14 protein-coding genes and 1 riboswitch are annotated in these 20,067 nt (G+C 72.5%); of the genes, 10 read left to right on the forward strand and 4 right to left on the reverse strand.

What is annotated here, in order from left to right:
• Nucleotides 1-120: 120 nt before the first annotated feature.
• Nucleotides 121-1,014 carry a HipA family kinase gene (locus tag ACIOJE_RS23550; protein ID WP_280678342.1) on the forward strand — a complete coding sequence of 298 codons (894 nt, stop codon included), beginning with the start codon at nt 121-123 and terminating at the stop codon, nt 1,012-1,014.
• 90 nt (nt 1,015-1,104) lie between these two features.
• On the opposite strand, the gene ACIOJE_RS23555 is transcribed toward ACIOJE_RS23550, so the two are convergent.
• Nucleotides 1,105-2,595 (reverse strand): S8 family serine peptidase, encoded by a 1,491-nt coding sequence (locus ACIOJE_RS23555; RefSeq protein WP_280678215.1) that lies wholly within the window; start codon nt 2,593-2,595, stop codon nt 1,105-1,107.
• A 319-nt stretch (nt 2,596-2,914) separates the two neighbouring features.
• Entirely contained in the window at nt 2,915-4,369 is a 1,455-nt protein-coding gene (locus ACIOJE_RS23560; RefSeq protein ID WP_400778542.1) for a glutamine synthetase, read from the reverse strand.
• Nucleotides 4,370-4,894: 525 nt separating this feature from the next.
• Between ACIOJE_RS23560 and ACIOJE_RS23565 the strand changes: the two genes are divergently transcribed.
• From ACIOJE_RS23565 to ACIOJE_RS23605, 9 genes are all read left to right on the forward strand, one after another.
• Nucleotides 4,895-6,670, forward strand: a complete 1,776-nt coding sequence (locus ACIOJE_RS23565; protein ID WP_400778544.1) for a 3-hydroxyacyl-CoA dehydrogenase family protein — start codon at nt 4,895-4,897, stop codon at nt 6,668-6,670.
• A 191-nt stretch (nt 6,671-6,861) separates the two neighbouring features.
• Nucleotides 6,862-7,782, forward strand: coding sequence for a TetR family transcriptional regulator (locus ACIOJE_RS23570; RefSeq protein WP_280678209.1), 921 nt, complete (start codon nt 6,862-6,864; stop codon nt 7,780-7,782).
• Nucleotides 7,783-8,144: 362 nt separating this feature from the next.
• On the forward strand, nt 8,145-9,482 hold the full coding sequence (gene ccrA / locus ACIOJE_RS23575; RefSeq protein WP_280678207.1) for a crotonyl-CoA carboxylase/reductase: 1,338 nt from the start codon (nt 8,145-8,147) through the stop codon (nt 9,480-9,482).
• A 10-nt stretch (nt 9,483-9,492) separates the two neighbouring features.
• Nucleotides 9,493-11,541, forward strand: coding sequence for a protein meaA (locus ACIOJE_RS23580; protein WP_280678205.1), 2,049 nt, complete (start codon nt 9,493-9,495; stop codon nt 11,539-11,541).
• Between the two features lie 36 nt (nt 11,542-11,577).
• Nucleotides 11,578-12,531, forward strand: a complete 954-nt coding sequence (locus ACIOJE_RS23585) for a CoA ester lyase (RefSeq protein WP_280678340.1) — start codon at nt 11,578-11,580, stop codon at nt 12,529-12,531.
• Between the two features lie 11 nt (nt 12,532-12,542).
• A complete protein-coding gene (locus tag ACIOJE_RS23590; RefSeq protein WP_280678203.1) occupies nt 12,543-13,046 on the forward strand; it encodes a MaoC family dehydratase in 504 nt (167 codons plus the stop codon).
• 147 nt (nt 13,047-13,193) lie between these two features.
• Nucleotides 13,194-14,396, forward strand: coding sequence for an acyl-CoA dehydrogenase family protein (locus ACIOJE_RS23595; RefSeq protein WP_280678201.1), 1,203 nt, complete (start codon nt 13,194-13,196; stop codon nt 14,394-14,396).
• 533 nt (nt 14,397-14,929) lie between these two features.
• The gene (locus ACIOJE_RS23600) at nt 14,930-15,622 is read left to right on the forward strand and encodes a phosphatidylserine decarboxylase (RefSeq protein WP_280678199.1); all 693 of its coding nucleotides are present in this window, start codon (nt 14,930-14,932) and stop codon (nt 15,620-15,622) included.
• Nucleotides 15,609-16,487, forward strand: a complete 879-nt coding sequence (locus ACIOJE_RS23605) for a CDP-alcohol phosphatidyltransferase family protein (protein WP_400778550.1) — start codon at nt 15,609-15,611, stop codon at nt 16,485-16,487. Before ACIOJE_RS23600 ends, ACIOJE_RS23605 begins: the two co-directional genes overlap by 14 nt.
• Nucleotides 16,488-16,583: 96 nt before the next feature.
• On the opposite strand, the gene ACIOJE_RS23610 is transcribed toward ACIOJE_RS23605, so the two are convergent.
• Both ACIOJE_RS23610 and ACIOJE_RS23615 read right to left on the reverse strand, forming a co-directional pair.
• Entirely contained in the window at nt 16,584-17,906 is a 1,323-nt protein-coding gene (locus ACIOJE_RS23610) for a hypothetical protein (protein WP_400778553.1), read from the reverse strand.
• Between the two features lie 443 nt (nt 17,907-18,349).
• Complete coding sequence (locus ACIOJE_RS23615) at nt 18,350-19,462, reverse strand: alpha/beta hydrolase family protein (protein ID WP_400778556.1); 1,113 nt, start codon at nt 19,460-19,462, stop codon at nt 18,350-18,352.
• Nucleotides 19,463-19,855: 393 nt separating this feature from the next.
• Nucleotides 19,856-19,988: riboswitch (cobalamin riboswitch) on the forward strand.
• The last annotated feature ends 79 nt before the right edge of the window (nt 19,989-20,067 follow it).

Genomic DNA, 20,067 nt, shown 5'->3' on the forward strand with positions numbered 1-20,067 from the left:
TGGTGGTCTTCCGGTCTCACCGGCAAGCCAATCACAGCGCCGGAGCCACAACCCTCCGGGGCTCGCAGCCGGCCGGACGGCCCGCCGGGGCGGAGGGAACGGAGGGATAGGGTGGCCGATGTGCTCGATCTGGTGACAGCAGTGCGCTACGTCGACCCGCTGCGCTCCGGTGGCTCCGTCCCCGGCGTGGTGGAGACCGACGACCTGGGAACGTACGTGGTCAAGTTCACCGGCGCCGCGCAGGGCCGCAAGGCACTGGTCGCCGAGGTGATCGTCGGCGAGCTGGCCCGGCGGCTCGGCCTGCGCGTCCCGGAACTGCGGCTGGTGGACTTCGATCCGGCGGTCGCCGCGGACGAACCGGACGCCGAGATCCAGGACATGCTGAAGGCCAGCGACGGGCTCAACCTCGGGATGGACCTGCTGCCCGGCGCGCGGGACTTCCGGCCCGGGCTGATCCCGGTGGACTCCGCCGAGGCCGGCCGGGTGGTCTGGCTGGACGCGCTCACCGGCAACGTCGACCGCACCGTCCACAACCCCAACCTGGTGGTCTGGCACGGGCGGCTCTGGCTGATCGACAACGGCGCCGCGCTGATCTTCCACCACCGCTGGGCCACCGCCGAGGCGGCGGTCGGCAAGCGGTACGACCTCAGCGCGCACGCCCTCGGCGGCTCGGCCCCGGACGTCCGGCTGGCCGACGAGGAGCTCGGACCGCTGGTCACCGTCGGCCTGCTGGAGGAGGTGCTGGCGCTCGTCCCGGACGCGTGGCTGGCGGACGAGCCCGGCTTCGACTCGGTGGACGCCGTCCGGCACGCCTACGTCACCCACCTGGCCGCCCGCGTGGTGCTCTCCGGGCAGTGGCTCCCGGACGGCTTCGCCACCCCCGAGCAGCTGCGCGAGGCCGAACGGCGCCGGGAGGCCCGGATGCGGGCAGGCCGGCCCGCCTGGCTCCAGGAGGTCCCGGACCTGCACGGCAAGCCCTCGGTGGAGACGGTCTGGGACCGCCACGTCGAGTGAGCGCCGGGCCCGACCCCGGGAAACGACCGGGGAGCGGACCCCAAGGCCCGCTCCCCGGCTCAGTGTTCAGGTGTCGCCGTGGTCAGCGCGTCAGCGCCACCACTGGACCGCCTTCTCGGCGTTGATGATGCCGGCGCCGTAGAAGCCGTTGTCGTCCGCGCCGCCCTCGCAGGTGGCCTTGTACTGCCCGGTGCCGCCCGGGTTGTACTCGCCGGTCGGGCACGGGTGCGACTCGGCCTGGTTGGTGAGCAGCTCGGTCAGCTCGTCCGGGCTGGCCCACGGGAAGGTGCTGGCGAGCAGGGCGACCACGCCGGTGACGTGCGGGGTGGCCATCGAGGTGCCCTGCATGTAGCCGTACTTGTTGCCCGGGATGGTGGACAGGATCCGGCCGTTCTTGTCCGGGGTGTCCGGGATCTGGTAGCGGGCGTCGCCACCCGGCGCGGCGACGGTCACGACGCCCTTGCCGTAGCTGGAGTAGTACGACTTCTCGCCCTTGACGCCGACCGCGGAGACGGCGACGACGCCGGGCAGCTCGGTCGGCAGCGACAGGCAGTCGTTGGTGACCGGGCGGGTGCCGGGGGTGGTGTCGTCCGGGCTGGAGACGTCAGTGGTCTTGTGCGCCAGGTCGATGTTCTCGTTGCCCGCCGCGGCGACGTTGAGGACGCCCTTGCGCTGCGAGAACGACACCGCCTTGCGGACGGCGGCGGTGATCGCGGCCTGGTCCTTGTCGTTCGGGCAGTTGAACATCCACGGGTCGACGTAGTAGCTGTTGTTGGTCACCTTGAAGCCGTGCTCACCGGCCCACACGAAGCCGCAGATCGCGTACTCGGGGTAGATGAACCCGCCGTCGTCGACGACCTTGACCGCGGCCAGCTTCACGTTCGGGGCGATGCCGACGACGCCCTTGCCGTTCTTGGCGGCGCCGATCGTGCCGGCCACGTGGGTGCCGTGGTCGCTGGTGGTGGGCTGCCAGGACTTCCAGTCGGTGTTCGGCTTGCCGCCGTCGATGCAGGAGACCGACTGCGAGGCGTCCACGTTGGCCGCCAGGTCCTCGTGCGTCGCGTCGATGCCGGAGTCCAGCACACCGACGGTGACGTTGCGGCTGCCGAGCGAGAGCTTGTGCGCCTTGTCGACACCGATCTGGCGCATGTCCCACTGGTTGGCCTCGTACGGCTCCTGACCGTCCGCGGGGGCGGCGGCGGGCGCGGGCGCGACGTCGGCCTTCGTCTGGTCGGCGGCGGTGATGCCCTTGGTGCGGCTGGCACCGACGGAGTCGACGCCCTTGGTCTGGCGCAGCTTCGCGGCGAACGCGGTGTCGTTCGAGCGGGCGATGACGACGCCGATCTGCTCGTACGAGTACACCACCGAGCCGCCCAGGGCGGTGATCGCCTTCTCGACCTTCTGCACCTGACCGTGGTTGGCCTTGGTGTTGACGACGTAGCTGAGCAGCGGACCGGTCGTCGAGCCCGCCGAGGGGGCGGCCGCGACGGCGGTGCCGGCCGGCAGCGCGAGGGCGCCGGCGGTGGCGAGCACGAGGCCCACCGCCGCGAACCGGGTCCGGCTGATCCGAGGAACTCTCATAGGGGTTGGCCCTCCCGAGTCGTCATGCGGCAGCTGCGGTGTGGCAGGTGCGCTGGAATGATCGGGACGCTAATGAATATTCGCTGATATGCGCAAGAGGTAGTCATCTAATCGTCACATCTTGGCCAACAGCGGAGGGCAGGAGTCCACAGTTCAACCGTGGAAACAGAGTGAAGAGTGTTAAAAAGTGATGGTTCGCCGACGGAGCTGGTCGGCGAACCATCGGATACAGTGCGGGCAGCCCGGACCCGTCGGCGGCGCACACGAGCGTGCCGAGCGGTGTCGGTTCGAGCGCCTCGCCCGCGGGCCGGGGTGTCGGTCAGTAGCGCCAGCGGGTGGCGGCGACCAGTTGCTCGGGGGTGGCGGCGGCGTACTGCTCGTCCTCGGCCCGGCGCACCGCCAGCACCGCCTCGTACAGCGGCCCGCCGAGCGCCTCGCGCAGCACCGTCGAGCGCTCGTACGCGGCCAGCGCCTGCGCCGGGCCGGCCGGCAGCCGGGGCACCGTGCCGGGCTCGGCGGCGGCCGGGTCGCCGGTGAACTCCGGCGGCAGCGAACGGTGTTGGTCGAGACCGGCGAGGCCGGCGGCGAGCACCGCACCGACCGCCAGGTACGGGTTGGCGCTGGCGTCGAAGCACTTGACCTCGGCGTTCGCGGCGGCCGCCCGCTCCCCCGTGGAGCCCGTCACCAGGCGCAGCGCGGCCTCGCGGTTCTCCAGGCCCCAGCACTGGTAGGCGCCGGCCCAGTGCGAGGGCACCAGCCGCAGGTACCCGGCCGGGCTGGAGCAGCCCAGCACCAGCAGTTCGGGCAGCGCGTCCAGCACGCCGGCGAGGAAGCCCTCGGCCTCGGCGGTCAGGCCGTGCGGGCCGGAGCCGCCGTGGCCGAGGTTGCGGCCGTCCCGCCAGAGGCTGAGGTGCAGGTGCCCGCCGTTGCCGACCGTGTCGGGCTCGACCACGGGGGCGAAGGAGACCCGCAGGCCGTGCCGGGCGGAGACGGCCCGGACGGTGTGCCGGACCAGGACGGAGGTGTCGGCGGCGCAGACCGGGCCCTCGGGGGCCACCGAGACCTCGAACTGGCCCGGGGAGTACTCGGGGTGGATCTGCAGGACGGTCAGCCCCTGCTCGCCGAGGGCGCGCAGGACCTCCCGCAGGTAGTCGGAGAGGTCGGTGAGCCGGTGCATCCCGTAGGCGGGGCCGTGCGTCGGGTACTGCGGCTCGTCCTGCGGCCCGCCGGCCAGGGCGACCACCCACTCGACCTCGATGCCGGCCTTCAGGGTCAGCCCGCGCTCGGCGGCCGCCGCCTCCATCCGGCGGGCGAACAGCCGCTGGCAGCCGGGGTGCGGGGAGCCGTCCTGGGTGTACCGGTCGCCCGGGGTCCAGGCCCAGCCGGGCTGGGCGGCCAGCGGGACGACCCGGGTGAGGTCGGGGTAGAGCCTGAGATCCCCGATCGGGCCGCCGACGCCCGGGCCGGTGGCGAAGCCGTCGTCGGCGAGGATCGCGTCGAAGCAGGGCGCGGCGCCGACGCCCCACTGCGCCGCGTGCACCAGGCCGCCCAGCGGGACGGCCTTGACCCGGGTGATGCCCGCGTTGTCCACCCAGGTGACGGCCACCGCCTCGACGGCGGCCGTGCGCAGCCGGCCGGCGGCCGCCTCGGCCTGTTCGACCCGCACGGCGCGCGGGGGCAGCGCGACGGCGGCCGACTGCCCGTCGAGGCCGGCGTCCTGCCCGGTGGGGCCGGAGGGGGACGCGGTGGGGCCGGCGGCGGTTCCGAGGGTCATGCGGTCCATGCTGCCCGGCCCGCCGGGGCCGGGTAATACCCCGATCGGGTGGTCCGGCCGGACGCCCGTCCACCCGTTCACCCGTTCGGGTCGGCGCAGGCGGGCCCGCCCTCGTCGACGTTTCCACTCGCGCCCCCTTCCTACTCGCGAGTAGCTTCGCTACAGTGGCCGCACGCATCACCGCCGGGCTTCGGGAGCCGCACCGGCGGGGGCCTGCGGTCGCCGTGTCTGCGGCGGGCGCGCGGTGCGTCTTTCACCGGCCGGTGCCGCGAACCGCGGCGGGCCGGGTTCCCTTCCTCGTATCAGAGCCGCTTCCTCGTCACCCCTGAGCGCCTGAGCACCACGGCACACCCGCAGTTCGGCCGGAGCGGACCGGCCGCCGCGCCGGTGTGCCGGAACCCGTCATCTCCCCACCCCCGCGCGCGGACCCTCCTCCGGCGACGGCCGCCCCCGCACGGACCCGCGGGCGCGGCGGCCCGCCCGCCGGAGCACGCGCGGGCCCCTCATGACTAGGAGTCAGGACAGATGAAGCGTCCCTTTTCCACGGTCGCCGTCGTCGGCCTCGGCACGATGGGTGCCGGTGTCGCGGTGGCCGTCGCCAGGAGCGGCCGCCGGGTGATCGGCATCGAGGCCACCGAGGACTCGGCCGCCCGGGCGCTGGCCCGGATCGAGGAGGCGACCGCGCACGCGGTCGACCGGGAGCGGATCACCGCCGGGGAGCGCACCGCGCTGCTGGCGCTGATCTCGGTCGGCCACGAGCTGTCGGCCGCCGCCGAGGCGGACCTGGTGATCGAGGAGGTGCCCGAGCAGCTGGAGCTGAAGCGGGAGCTCTTCGCCGAGCTGGACCGGATCTGCCCGGAGGCGACGGTGCTGGCCACCGGCACCACCGCGCTCTCGGTGACCCGGATCGCCGCCGCGACGGCCCGCCCGGAGCGGGTGCTGGGCCTGCACTTCTTCAACCCGGTGCACACCATGAAGCTGGTCGAGGTGGTCCGCACGGTGCTGACCTCGCCGCAGACCGCCGAGGACGCCGCCGCGTTCGCCCGGGACCTCGGCAAGGAGCCGGTGGCGGCCGGCGACCGGGCCGGCTTCGTGGTGAACGGCCTGCTGTTCGCCTACCTGAACCAGGCCGCCGCGATGTACGAGTCCAAGTACGCCTCCCGGGAGGACATCGACGCCGCGATGCGGCTCGGCTGCGGCCTGCCGATGGGCCCGCTGGCGCTGCTCGACCTGATCGGCGTGGACACCGCGCGGACCGTCCTGGAGGCGATGTACGAGCAGTCCCGGGACCGCCTGCACGCGCCCGCCCCGATCCTCGGCCAGCTGGTCGCGGCCGGGCTGCTGGGCCGCAAGTCCGGCCGCGGCTTCTACACCTACGAGGCGCCCGGCTCGTCCCGGGCCGTGGACGCGGCGACCGGACCGGCGAGGCCCGGGGTGGCGGGTCGGGAGGTCCGTACGGTCGGCGTCTGCGGCTCGGGCACCATGGCGACCGGCATCGCCGAGGTGTTCGCCAAGGCCGGCCACCCGGTGCTGCTGGCCGCCCGCAGCCAGGACAAGGCCGACCGGGCCAAGGCGCAGCTGGCGAAGTCGCTGGCCCGCTCGGTCGACCGGGGCCGGCTGAGCGCGGAGCAGCGGGACGCCGCGCTCGCGCTGGTCACGCCGGTCGGCCAGTACACCGAACTGGCCGAGGCGGACCTGGTGATCGAGGCGGTGGCCGAGGACCTGACGGTCAAGCGCGAGCTGTTCGCCACCCTGGACAAGATCGTCAGGCCGGGCGCGGTGCTCGCCACCACCACCTCCTCGCTGCCGGTGATCAGCTGCGCGACCGCGACCTCGCGGCCGCAGGACGTGATCGGCATGCACTTCTTCAACCCGGCGCCGGCCATGAAGCTGGTCGAGGTGGTCTCCACCGTGCTCACCGCGCCGGACGTCACCGCGACCGTGCTGGAGCTGACCGCCAAGGTCCGCAAGCACCCGGTGGAGTGCGGCGACCGGGCCGGCTTCATCGTCAACGCGCTGCTCTTCCCCTACCTGAACGACGCGGTGCGGATGCTCCAGGAGCACTACGCGACGGTGGACGACATCGACACCGCGATGAAGCTGGGCTGCGGCTACCCGATGGGCCCGTTCGAGCTGCTGGACGTGGTCGGGTTGGACGTCTCGCTGGCCATCGAGCAGGTGCTGCACCAGGAGTTCCGCGAGCCGGGCCTGGCCGCCGCGCCGCTGCTGGAACACCTGGTCGCGGCGGGCTGCCTGGGCCGCAAGACCGGCCGCGGCTTCCGCGACCACGCGCGCCGGTGACCACACCACCGGCCGGGGGCGCCGCGCGCGGGGCGGCGCCGCCCGGGACATCTCCCGACCAGGCCCGGCCGGGCTGGAGCCCTGGGGCGGTGTCCGCGCGCTGGCCCAGACCGGCCGTGACCGGCCCGGTCGCACCGGTCCTGCGGGGAAGGGCCGCAGCCGTGCCGTCGGGGCCGTGTAGCGTTCCGGACATGGATCGGGTTCAGTCAGCCACCCCGCAGCACTCCGCCGGACCTCGCGGCGCCGACCGGCCGGCCCCCTCGACCGGGGGCACCGGGCCGGAAGGCGGGCCGGGCAGCCGCCGGGCGGCGGCGCAGCGCCAGCAGATGCGTCAGGACCTGGCCACCGCCGCGATGGAGCTGTTCTCCTCGCAGGGCTACGAGGAGACCACGGTCGATCAGATCGCGGCCGCCGCCGGGGTGGCCCGGCGGACCTTCTTCCGGTACTTCCGGTCGAAGGAGGAGGCGATCTTCCCCGACCACGACGACACCCTCGTCCGGGTGGCCGACCTGCTGGCCAGCGCCGAGCCGGAGGAGCACCCGCTGGACGTGGTCTGCCGCGGCATCAAGGAGGTGCTGCGGATGTACGCCTCGACGCCGGGGGTGTCGGTCGCGCGGTACCAGCTGATCCGTCAGGTGCCGGCGCTGCGCGAGCGGGAGATCGCCGTGGTGGCCCGGTACGAGCGGCTGTTCACCCGGTACCTGCTGGGCCGTTTCGACACCGGCGAGTCCATCCCCTCGGGGTGGCAGCGCGGCGGCGAGGACGACTCGATGCTGGCCGAGGTGTCGGCGGCGGCGGTCGTCGCGGCGCACAACCACGTGCTGCGGCGCTGGCTGCGGGCCGGCGGGCGCGGGGACGTGGAGGCGCAGCTGGACCACTCCTTCGAGGTGATCCGGCGGACCTTCTGGGCCTCCAGCGCGCCGGGTGCCAGGCGCCGGGGCTCATTGGTGGCACCGGGTGCCAGTGGGGCGCCCGGGGATGTCCTGGCCGAGAGCGCACTGAGTGCCAGCCCTGGAGGTGAGGTCCTCATCACAGTCGCCCGGACGGACGCTCCGCTGGACGTGGTGGTGGACAGCATCCGGGCCGCACTGAGTGGCACCCGGGAGTCCTAAGAGCAGCGTTTACACAGGTCAGAGCAGTATCGAGGGCCCGCGCCGAACAGTCGGCGCGGGCCCTTCACATGTCCGCCCGAATGCCGCCACAGGCCGTTCCAGCGCGCCGGAATTCGTGACACCCGGTGTCTTTACGAGTGGCACAGGGTGCCACTACCTTGTTACCCACCAGTCGCGGCGCCGCGGCTCCCCACCTCGGCGCGCCGTCGTCCGGCGTTCCCACACCCCGGGAGCAGCGTCCCGCCCGGTCCACCCGGGCGCCCAGCCTGACCGACCACCACCCACCTCAGCGAAGCCGGTGTCCGCTCCCGGCTACCCCAGACGCCCTGTGCCCTCACACAGGTACGCCTTCGGAGGCAGCCATGCAGGAAATCCTCGACGCGATCCTCAGCAACGACGCCACGTCGGAGGACTTCGCCGCCGTCAAGCTGCCCGAGTCCTACCGAGCGGTGACGCTCCACAAGGACGAGGAGCAGATGTTCGCGGGCCTCGACAGCCGCGACAAGGACCCCCGCAAGTCCCTTCACCTCGACGAGGTCGCCCTGCCGGAGCTCGGCCCCGGCGAGGCCCTGGTCGCCGTCATGGCCAGCGCGGTGAACTACAACACCGTCTGGAGCTCGATCTTCGAGCCGGTCTCCACCTTCTCCTTCCTGGAGCGCTACGGCCGGCTGTCGCCGCTCACCAAGCGCCACGACCTGCCGTACCACGTCGTCGGCTCCGACCTCGCGGGCGTGGTGCTGCGCACCGGCGCCGGCGTCAACGCCTGGAAGCCGGGCGACGAGGTGGTCGCGCACTGCCTCTCGGTGGAGCTGGAGTCCCCGGACGGCCACGACGACACGATGATGGACCCGGAGCAGCGCATCTGGGGCTTCGAGACCAACTTCGGCGGTCTGGCCCAGCTCGCCCTGGTGAAGACCAACCAGCTGCTGCCCAAGCCGAAGCACCTCACCTGGGAGGAGGCCGCCTCCCCCGGCCTGGTCAACTCCACCGCCTACCGCCAGCTGGTCTCGCGCAACGGCGCCGGCATGAAGCAAGGCGACAACGTGCTGATCTGGGGCGCCAGCGGCGGCCTCGGCTCGTACGCCACCCAGTACGCGCTCGCCGGCGGCGCCACCCCGATCTGTGTGGTCTCCAACGACCAGAAGGCCGAGATCTGCCGCGCCATGGGCGCCGAGGCGATCATCGACCGCTCCGCCGAGGGCTACCGGTTCTGGAAGGACGAGCACACCCAGGACCCACGCGAGTGGAAGCGCCTGGGCGCGAAGATCCGCGAGTTCACCGGCGGCGAGGACGTCGACATCGTCTTCGAGCACCCGGGCCGGGAGACCTTCGGTGCCTCGGTGTACGTCACCCGCAAGGGCGGCACCATCGTCACCTGCGCCTCCACCTCCGGCTTCATGCACCAGTACGACAACCGCTACCTGTGGATGTCGCTCAAGCGCATCGTCGGCTCGCACTTCGCCAACTACCGCGAGGCCTTCGAGGCCAACCGCCTGATCGCCAAGGGCAGGATCCACCCGACCCTGTCCAAGGTCTACTCCCTGGAGGAGACCGGCCAGGCCGCCCTCGACGTGCACCACAACAAGCACCAGGGCAAGGTCGGCGTGCTCTGCCTGGCCCCCGAGGAGGGCCTGGGCGTGCGCGACGCGGAGTTCCGGGCCCGGCACCTCGACGCCATCAACCGCTTCCGTAACGTCTGAGGCCGATCCGATGACCGACCAACGTGTCCAGCGCGACCGCCCCTGGCTGATGCGCACCTACGCCGGGCACTCCACCGCGAGCGACTCCAACGCGCTCTACCGGCGGAACCTGGCGAAGGGCCAGACCGGCCTCTCCGTCGCCTTCGACCTGCCCACCCAGACCGGCTACGACTCCGACCACATCCTCGCCCGCGGCGAGGTGGGCCGGGTCGGCGTCCCGGTCGGCCACGTCGGCGACATGCGCACCCTGTTCGACGGCATCCCGCTCGAACAGACCAACACCTCCATGACGATCAACGCCACCGCGATGTGGCTGCTGGCGCTCTACCAGGTGGTCGCCGAGGAGCAGGGCGCCGACATCGCCAAGCTCACCGGCACCACCCAGAACGACATCGTCAAGGAGTACCTGTCGCGCGGGACGCACGTCTTCCCGCCCGGCCCCTCGGTGCGCCTGATCACCGACATGATCGCCTACACCGTCGGCCACATCCCCAAGTGGAACCCGATCAACATCTGCAGCTACCACCTGCAGGAGGCCGGGGCCACGCCCGTCCAGGAGATTGCCTACGCGATGTGCACCGCCATCTCGGTGCTCGACGCCGTCCGCGACTCCGGCCAGGTGCCGGCCGAGCGGATGGGCGAGGTGGTCGCCCGGATCTCCTTCTTCGTGAACGCCGGCGTGCGCTTCGTCGAGGAGATGTGCAAGATGCGCGCCTTCGCCCAGCTGTGGGAGAAGGTCACGCTGGAGCGCTACGGCGTCCAGGACCCGAAGCAGCGCCGCTTCCGCTACGGCGTCCAGGTCAACTCCCTCGGCCTGACCGAGGCCCAGCCGGAGAACAACGTCCAGCGGATCGTCCTGGAGATGCTGGCCGTCACCCTCTCCAAGGACGCCCGCGCCCGCGCCGTCCAACTGCCCGCCTGGAACGAGGCGCTGGGCCTGCCCCGGCCCTGGGACCAGCAGTGGTCGCTGCGGATCCAGCAGGTGCTGGCCTACGAGTCGGACCTGCTGGAGTACGGCGACCTCTTCAACGGCTCCGAGGTGGTCGAGGCCAAGACCGCCGACCTGCTCGCCGGCGCCGAGGCGGAGATCGCCAAGGTGCTGGAGATGGGTGCCAAAGCAGGCAATCGAGGCATCATCCCCGCCGTCGAGTCCGGCTACCTGAAGTCCAACCTGGTCGCCTCGCACGCCGCCCGCCGGGCCCGGATCGAGTCCGGCGAGGACCGGATCGTCGGCGTCAACTGCTTCGACACCACCGAGGAGAGCCCGCTCACGGCCGACCTCGACACCGCGATCATGGTCGTCGACCCGGCCTCCGAACAGTCCGTGCTCGCCGCCCTGGAGGCCTGGCGCGGACAGCGCGACGAGGCCGCCGCCCAGACCTCGCTGGCCGAACTCAAGGCCGCCGCGGCCACCGAGGCCAACCTGATGCCGGCCACGCTCGCCTGCGCCCGGGCCGGCGTCACCACCGGCGAGTGGTCCTTCGCCCTGCGCGAGGTCTTCGGCGAGTACCGCGCGCCCACCGGCGTCGGCGGCGCACCCGTCGCGGTGGCCGCCGAGCCCGGCGGGGAGCTGGCCGCGGTGCGCGCCGCCGTCGCCGCCACCGCCGAGGAGCTGGGCGCCGGCAAGCTGCGCCTGCTGGTCGGCAAGCCCGGCCTGGACGGGCACTCCAACGGCGCCGAGCAGATCGCCGTCCGGGCCCGCGACGCCGGGTTCGAAGTGGTCTACCAGGGCATCCGGCTGACGCCGGAGCAGATCGTCTCCGCCGCCGTCGCGGAGGACGTGCACTGCGTGGGTCTGTCGATCCTCTCCGGCGCCCACTCCGAACTGGTACCCGACGTTCTGCTGCGGCTGCGCCGGGCCGGGGTGCAGGATGTCCCGGTGATCGTGGGTGGCATCATCCCGGCAGCGGACGGCGAGGCCCTCAAGGCCGCCGGCGTCGCCGCCGTGTTCACCCCGAAGGACTTCGGCATCACGACCATCATCGGCCGGATCGTGGACGAGATCCGGCTCGCCAACAAGCTCCAGCCCTGGACGCCCGCACCCGCGCCCACCAGCTGACCACTGGGAAGGAACCGAAAAACCCTCATGAGCACCATGAACCGCCTGCGCCCGCGCCGCTCCTGCCTCGCCGTACCCGGCAGCAACCCGCGCTTCCTGGAGAAGGCCCAGGGCCTCCCCGCCGACCAGGTCTTCCTCGACCTGGAGGACGCCTGCGCCCCGCTGGTCAAGGAGAGCGCCCGCCACCTCGTCGTCGACGCGCTCAACAACGGCGACTGGGGCGGCAAGACCCGCGCCGTCCGGGTCAACGACTGGACCACGCACTGGACCTACCGCGACGTGATCACCGTCGTCGAGGGCGCCGGCCCCAACCTCGACTGCATCATGCTGCCCAAGGTCCAGGACGCCGAGCAGGTCAAGGCGCTCGACCTGCTGCTCACCCAGATCGAGAAGACCATGGGCTTCGAGGTCGGCAAGATCGGCATCGAGGCGCAGATCGAGAACGCCAAGGGCCTGGTCAACGTCGACGCCATCGCCGAGGCCTCGCCCCGGCTGGAGACCATCATCTTCGGCCCCGCCGACTTCATGGCCTCGATCAACATGAAGTCCCTGGTGGTCGGCGAGCAGCCGCCCGGCTACCCGGCCGACGCCTACCACTACATCCTGATGCGGATCCTGATGGCCGCCCGCGCCAACGACCTGCAGGCGATCGACGGCCCGTACCTGCAGATCCGCAACCAGGAGGGCTACCGCGAGGTGGCCGGCCGCTCGGCTGCCCTCGGCTTCGACGGCAAGTGGGTGCTCCACCCCGACCAGGTCGCCGCCGCGAACGAGATCTTCTCGCCCTCGCAGGAGGACTACGACCACGCCGAGCTGATCCTCGACGCCTACGACTGGTGCACCTCCGAGGCGGGCGGCGCCAAGGGCTCCGCGATGCTCGGCGACGAGATGATCGACGAGGCCAGCCGCAAGATGGCCCTGGTCGTCGCCGGCAAGGGCCGGGCCGCGGGCATGGAGCGCACCACCAAGTTCGAGATCCCGGAAAGCTGAGGGCCGAAGCCATGCAGTTCGGACGCACCTACGAGGAGTTCGAGGTCGGCGCGGTCTACAAGCACTGGCCCGGCAAGACCGTCACCGAGTACGACGACCACCTCTTCTGCCTGCTCACCATGAACCACCACCCGCTCCACCTGGACTCCAACTATGCGGAGCGGACGACGGACTTCGGCAGGAACGTCGTGGTGGGCAACTACATCTACTCGCTGCTGCTGGGCATGTCCGTCCCGGACGTCTCCGGCAAGGCCATCGCCAACCTGGAGATCGAGTCGCTGCGGCACATCGCGCCGACCTTCCACGGCGACACGCTCTACGGCGAGACCACCGTCCTCGACAAGTGGCCGTCCAAGTCCAAGGACGACCGCGGCATCGTCCACGTCGAGACCAAGGGGTACAAGCAGGACGGCACGGTCGTCTGCATCTTCCGCCGCAAGGTGATGGTGCCGACCGAGACGTACATCAAGGAGCGCGGCGGCGAGCAGCCCGGCCGCCCCACCCCGCTCTCCTGATCCGCTCCACCCCTCTGTTACCCCGGAGGGGCAGGCCGCCGTCATCGGCCGACCCCCACCCGGAACGGGGGCCCTGCTGCCGCAGCCACGCCGGCAGGGCCCCCGGCAATCCCCCCCCCGACCCTCAGACTTTTTCGGAGCCGCACGATGGGACGCCTGGCACAGACCGACGGCCTCACCGAGATCCAGCGGGACATCCTCGCCACCGTGCGGGATTTCGTCGACAAGGAGATCATTCCGGTCGCGACCGAGCTGGAGCACAAGGACGAGTACCCGACCGCCATCGTCGAGGGCATGAAGCAGCTCGGCCTCTTCGGGCTCACCATCCCCGAGGAGTACGGCGGCCTCGGCGAATCGCTGCTCACCTACGCCCTGGTGGTCGAGGAGATCGCCCGCGGCTGGATGAGCGTGTCCGGCATCGTGAACACCCACTTCATCGTGGCGCACATGATCAACGCCCACGGCACCCAGGAACAGAAGGACCACTTCCTGCCGAGGATGGCCGCCGGCGAGATCCGCGGCGCCTTCTCGATGTCCGAGCCCGGCCTCGGCTCCGACGTCGCGGCCATCTCCACCAAGGGCGTCAAGGACGGCGATTCCTACGTCCTCAACGGCCAGAAGATGTGGCTCACCAACGGCGGCACCTCCACCCTCGTCGCGGTCCTGTGCAAGACCGACGAGGGCGGCGACAGCCCGTACCGGAACATGACCACCTTTCTGATCGAGAAGACGGCCGGCTTCGGCCCGAACCCGACCGTGCCCGGCCTCACCGTGCCCGGGAAGATCGAGAAGATGGGCTACAAGGGCGTCGACACCACCGAGCTGGTGCTGCAGGACGTCCGGATCCCGGCCGACCGCGTCCTCGGCGGCGTCCCGGGCCGCGGCTTCTACCAGATGATGGACGGCGTCGAGGTCGGCCGCGTCAACGTCGCCGCCCGCGGCTGCGGCGTCGCCCGCCGCGCCTTCGAGCTCGGCATCTCCTACGCCCAGCAGCGCTCCACCTTCGGCAAGAAGATCGCCGAGCACCAGGCCATCCAGTTCAAGCTCGCCGAGATGGCCACCAAGGTCGAGGCCGCCCACCAGATGATGGTCATGGCCGCCCGCAAGAAGGACGGCGGGGAGCGCAACGACCTGGAGGCGGGCATGGCCAAGTACCTCGCCTCCGAGTACTGCAAGGAGGTCGTCGAGGACGCCTTCCGCATCCACGGCGGCTACGGCTTCTCCAAGGAGTACGAGATCGAGCGGCTCTACCGCGAGGCCCCGATGCTGCTCATCGGTGAAGGAACTGCGGAGATCCAGAAGATGATCGTCGGACGCCGGCTCCTGGAGGAGTACCGGATCGCGGACTGAGCACCAGGTCACCCCGGCTCGACGAGCGGCCGCAGGACCGCTCCGGGCCGGCCGGACGACCTCTCCGAACCGCCGGTCGACGGGCGTGCGGGCCCGTCCCGGCAGCCTGCCGTGCCGACCCGACCCCGGCCTGGTCCGCCTGGGGTCCGGCACGGCCCTCCGGAAGCGGCCGCAGGGCGTACAGCTGCGACGACACGCCCTGCGGCCGCTTCCGCACACCCTCGGCAGGCCGTGTCCGCCGCCCTCCGCAGCGCGCGAACGGCCCCGCCCCCGCACCGGGTTCCGTCGGCACACCTGTTGAGACAAGTGTCACCAGCCCCGTCGGGTCCCTTGGGAACCGGACCGGGTCGAGCTACGGTCGTAGCGGTGGACGCGCATACGCGCTGCCACCGGACACCTGAACGAGCAGGCGGGTTGCCCACCCACCGTGTGCTCCCGATAGCATCCACCGGGACAGCAAGCCGTCCCTCTATTACCCGATCCCGCGGTGGCCCCCGTCCAGCGGCCATGATCCCCCGCGACAAAGGTCTTCGATGCCCATCAGCCCGTCCCCTCACACCTCCGTCACGGACCGCGATGCCCTCGCAGCCACGACGGCCGGTCGGCGACCCCGCGTGACCATCGCGCGCGGAGCCACCCCCTGGTTCGTCCCCACCCTCGCCACGGCCGCCGTGACCACCGCCCTCACCCGGCGCAGCGGCAAGTGGGCCCTGGCAGCGGTACCCGCCTGTGCGCTCGGCGCGGGCATGCTGTGGTTCTTCCGCGACCCCGAGCGTGAGATCGGCACGGGCAGAGTGATCTCCCCCGCCGACGGCGTGGTGCAGAGCATCGACGCCTGGCCGGACGGCCGCACCCGGGTCGCGATCTTCATGAGCCCGCTCAACGTCCACGTCAACCGCGCGCCACTGCCCGGCACGGTGACCTCGGTCGAGCACGTCGCGGGCGGCTTCGTCCCCGCGTTCAACAAGGACAGCGACCAGAACGAGCGGGTCGTCTGGCACTTCGACACCGAGCTCGGCGACATCGAGATGGTGCAGATCGCGGGGGCCGTCGCCCGCCGCATCGTGCCGTACGTCGACGCCGGTACCAAGGTCGAGCAGGGCGACCGGATCGGCCTGATCCGGTTCGGCTCCCGGGTCGACACCTACCTGCCGGCCGGCGTCGAGGTCGGCGTCGAGGTCGGCCAGAAGACCACAGCCGGGGTGACGCGCCTTGACCGTGACTGATCCTGAGACAATCGTCGGCCTGGACGACGAGGAGACGGCCCTGCGCCGCCGCCGCTGGGCACGTGACCGCGAGCTGCGCGCCCCGCGCTCTCCCCAGCACCTGTCCACCGCCGACTTCCTGACCCTGGGGAACGCCGTCTGCGGCTTCCTGGCGATCTACTCGATCACCACCGGGGTGCTCGTCCCGCACATCACCAACCCGGACGTCGCTCCGGACCGGCACAGCGCCGCGACCGCGGTCACGCTGCTGCTCATCGGCTCGATGTGCGACCTCTTCGACGGACTGGTGGCGCGCAAGCTCCGCTCCTCCGCCCTCGGAGCGGAACTCGACAACCTGGCCGACCTGATCAGCTTCGGCATCGCGCCGGCCTACTTCGTCGCGGTCTGGGGCATGGTCTCCCAGGGCTCCAACACCAAGCTCTCGGCGGTCATCGCGCTGACCGTGCTGCTCGCGGTCGTCCTGCGGCTGGCCCGCTTCTCGGCCGTCAAGATGCGGCCCGGGGTGTTCCAGGGCATGCCCTGCCCGATGGGCGCGATGACGGTCATCGCCATCGTGCTGCTCGACCCGCCGTTCCTGCCCGGTCTGGTCGCCATCTTCGGCGCCGCGTACCTCATGGTCAGCCGGATCGAGTACCCCAAGCCGCAGGGGCTGCTGGCCACCGCGACGCTCTGCTGGATCGTCGTCTCGATCGGCTGCCTGGCCGCCTGGGCCACCGGTCTGCCCGGCGGCGACGCCCTGATGCACGTCGGCGCCGTCGCCCAGATCACGCTCGCCGCGATGGCCCCGCTGCTGGTCATCCGGCGCAAGGTCGGGCAGAAGGTCGGCGACGTCCGCGCCCGGCGGGCGGAGTCCCGCCTCGGCTGAGCCGTTGCCAGCCGTACGGAATCGCACAGCGCATGAGGAAGGGCCCGGATCCGGTAGCGGATCCGGGCCCTTCCCGCGTTCCTGGGCGGCTAGGGCCTACGCGCCGCCGGTGTGGACGCTGAACGCCGAACGGCGGGCCGCCCGCGCCACGCCCGGATCCGGGTGCACGCCCGAGACCGCCGTCAGCACCGAGGCCGCCCGCGGGTGCCCCGACTGCCGGGCCCGGGCGAACAGCCGCACCGGATCGCCGGCCGAGGCGCCCTCGACGTGGCCCACCAGCAGTTCGGTCTCCCCGTGGTCCAGCACCGCGGCCGCGGTGTCCACCCACAGCCAGGCCGCGTCCTCCGCGCCCAGCACATCCGCCGGGGAGACGCCCTCGTCCGAGCGCTCCGCCAGCCACAGCAGCGCGTACGGGCGCAGCACCGGCTCGTCCACCGCCGCCCGCACCGCCTGCTCCGCCGGGCCGCCGGCCACCCGCAGCGCCTCGAAGGCCAGTCCGCGCACCAGCGCGTCGTCCCCCTGGGCCGCGTCCAGCAGCTCCGCGACCGCCCGGTCCGCCGGGCGGGCCGCCACCCAGGCGCGGAACTCGGCCCGGGCCGGGCCCGGCGAGTAGTCCGCGCAGGCGTTCAGCAGCTCGAAGGCGCTCTGCTCGATGTGGCCGGCCGCGGTCTGCGCGACCGTGCAGATCTCCTCAAGCTTCGCGCGGACCGCCCAGTGGCCCAGCGGCGACAGCTCGGCGGCGTCGTTCCTGCGCACCACCGCGCCGACGGCCGCCAGGCCGTCCAGCATCCAGTCCAGGACGGCGGCCACGTCCGAGGGCGAGGGCGGGGTGTCGATCTGCGGCTCGCGGCAGGTCCCGCGGACCGCCGACACCGCCGAGGCGGCGTGCGGCACGGGCGACAGGCCCGAACCGTCGGCGCCGCCCACCCGGCGCTCGTCCAGGCCTCGGCGCAGCAGCTCCAGCAGTTCGTTGTCCGAGACCGGGCCGGCCACCAGGTGCAGGAAGGACAGCAGCTGCGGCGCCTGGTCCACCGCCTGCCCGGCCAGCACCGCGAACACGCCGCGCAGGGCGGCGGGCGGCACCGGGGCCAGCAGCGTCCAGGCGTCGAACAGCGCCGACCAGCCGCGGATCACGGCCTCGTCGTCGTGCTCCCAGGCGTGCAGGCGCCAACCCGGGCCGGCCCCCCCGTCCCGGGCCTCGACCAGGCCGACCAGCAGTGCCTGCCCCCACGCCTTGGCGGCGGCGGCGACCGTCATGGCCAGCGCCCGGCCCGCCGCACGGGCGTCCTCCGGCAGCAGCTCGCCCCGCTTGTCGACCTCCTCCAGTTCCCCGGCCCAGCGGGCGATCCGGACGGCGTCCACCAGCATCCGGCGGGCCAGCGGTGCCAGCTCGGCAGGCGCCGGGAAGCCGTCCGGCATGGGAACCCGCCCTCGACCGGGCGCCGGAGCGGGCCCTCGTCGGCGGGGTACCCCGGCCCCGCCCGGCCTGCCTGCGGCGGGTCGATGGGCTGTACCAGGGAGACGGGTCACCGTCGCACCGGTACCGATCGTCGGCGGGAGCGGGGCATCACGGTCGCGCGGATTCCGAGACGTCACGTCGAGCAGTCTTCCCCTTGTACCGGCCTTCTGTCACATCCGCTTGGCCGTACGGACGGGCTGCCGTCGACGGCACCTCCCCAAGATCGGGCAACAGAGGCAAACCGCCTGGCCGGAAACAGGTGGCGGGGTCATGTCAGGACGGCCGGACGCCCGGAACGCCGGTCGCGCTACCCGTTCACGCGGTCACGTTGCGTGCGCATCGGGTGGGTGGAGAGGCCGTACCCGGCATCCCGAAACGGGTGCCGACTCGCGGGGGGGCGGAATCAGAGCAAGGGGGTGAGCCAGCGGCGGAGGAGTTCGGTGTAGCGGGTGGGGGCGGAGTTCCACAGGGTGGCGTGGCCGGCACCGGGGAAGGGCTGGAGGCTGACCACGCCGGGGCGGGCGGCGGCGAGGCGCTCCGCGGCGCCGTAGGGGGCGAGCTCGTCGTCCGGGCTGTGCAGGAGGAGGGTGGGCACGCGCAGGTCGGCGCCTGCGGCGATGCGGGAGAAGTCGGCGAGGTCGACGCCGGTGCGGCCCTCGGCGGCGAGGACGCCGAGTGCGGCGGCGGCGCCGGTGTAGCCGGCCCGGGCGGCGCCGCGGCGGGCGGTGGCGGGCAGGTCGAGGACCGGCGAGTCCAGCACCAGGCCGCTGACGGCGTGGGCCCAGGCGGAGCGGGCGGCGGTCTGGAGGGCCATGGTCGCGCCGAGGGACCAGCCGTACAGGATGACCCGGCCGGCGCCGCTGTCGAGCGCGAGCCGGACCGCCGACTCGATGTCGCGCCACTCGGTCTCGCCGAAGTGGCCGAGCCCGTCCGGAGAGGCGGGGGCGCCCTGGTCGCCGCGGTAGGTGACGGCGAGGACGGGAAGCCCGAGACGGTCCAGGACGGGGAGGACCGGGAGGGTCTGCCGGCGGTCGGCACCGGGGCCGTGGATCAGGATCACCCAGACACCGCGCTTGCCGTCCAGGCGCCAGGCGGGGAGGGCGCCGAGTTCGCCGTCGGCGGCGGTGTCGGTGAACGGGAGGCCGAGCGCCTCGGTGGGGTCGCCGAGATGGACGCGGGGGGTGAAGCGGACCTCGGTGCCGGGGACGAGGGCGCCCCGGTCGGCGCGGACCAGGCGGCGGGTGACACCGTGCTCGTCGCCGTGCAGGACGTCCTCGACGACGGCGTGGCCGTGGTCGTCCCATTCGACGGCCCAGCGGCCGGGGCGCAGGCTCTCGGGACTGCGGGTGAAGGTGACCCGGCCGGCGGCGAGGCTCTGCACGCGGACCGGGCCGGACTCCTGGACGGCGCTCGCCGGGTGGACCATCCGTTCGGAGGCCCGGCGGCCTATCACCAGGACGGCGGCCCCGGCGCCGACGGCGGCGGCCGCCACGGCGGCCGCGGTTCCCCAACGCATATCGCTCCCCGCTCTGCTGGTCTCGGACCGGACGGTGTTCGTACACCAGTTCATCGAGGGGCCTCGCGGGCGGCCACCGGACTGGGCCGTCCGGGTTACAGCGGTGCGGGCGGGAACGGGACGGGGAAGCGGGTGCCGATCCGGCGGGGGGGCTGTCTGCGTCGCACGGGAACGAACGGTAGGGGCGGGGCGTGACGGACCCCAGCCGCCGAACGCACGAAGCGGCCCCGGAGGCCCCTTCGGGCCGCTGGACGATCGCCCAGGGGGTCATGCCCCTGCGGGCGGCCTGATCGGAGGTAGCGACGGGGCGCGCGTGTGACCAACCCCTCCGTGACCTCGGTTGACGCCCGGTTCGGCCGCGTGATGGGATCCTGGGGCCAAACGGAGGCATGCAGAGGAAGCCGGTGCGAGTCCGGCGCGGTCCCGCCACTGTCACCGGGGAGCACGCTCGGATTTTTGCCACGGCGGGCCGTCAGAAGCCGCTGGAAGGCCCGGGGGTGCGTTCGACCCGGAAGCCAGGAGACTCTCGCCCCCGCTACGTCGATCCAGGGCGCGGACCCTGAGTGAGGACACGCACGCGATGCAGGCTGCCCCGCCCCGCCGGA

The organism is Kitasatospora sp. NPDC087861, assembly GCF_044742585.1.
Classification (GTDB): domain Bacteria; phylum Actinomycetota; class Actinomycetes; order Streptomycetales; family Streptomycetaceae; genus Kitasatospora.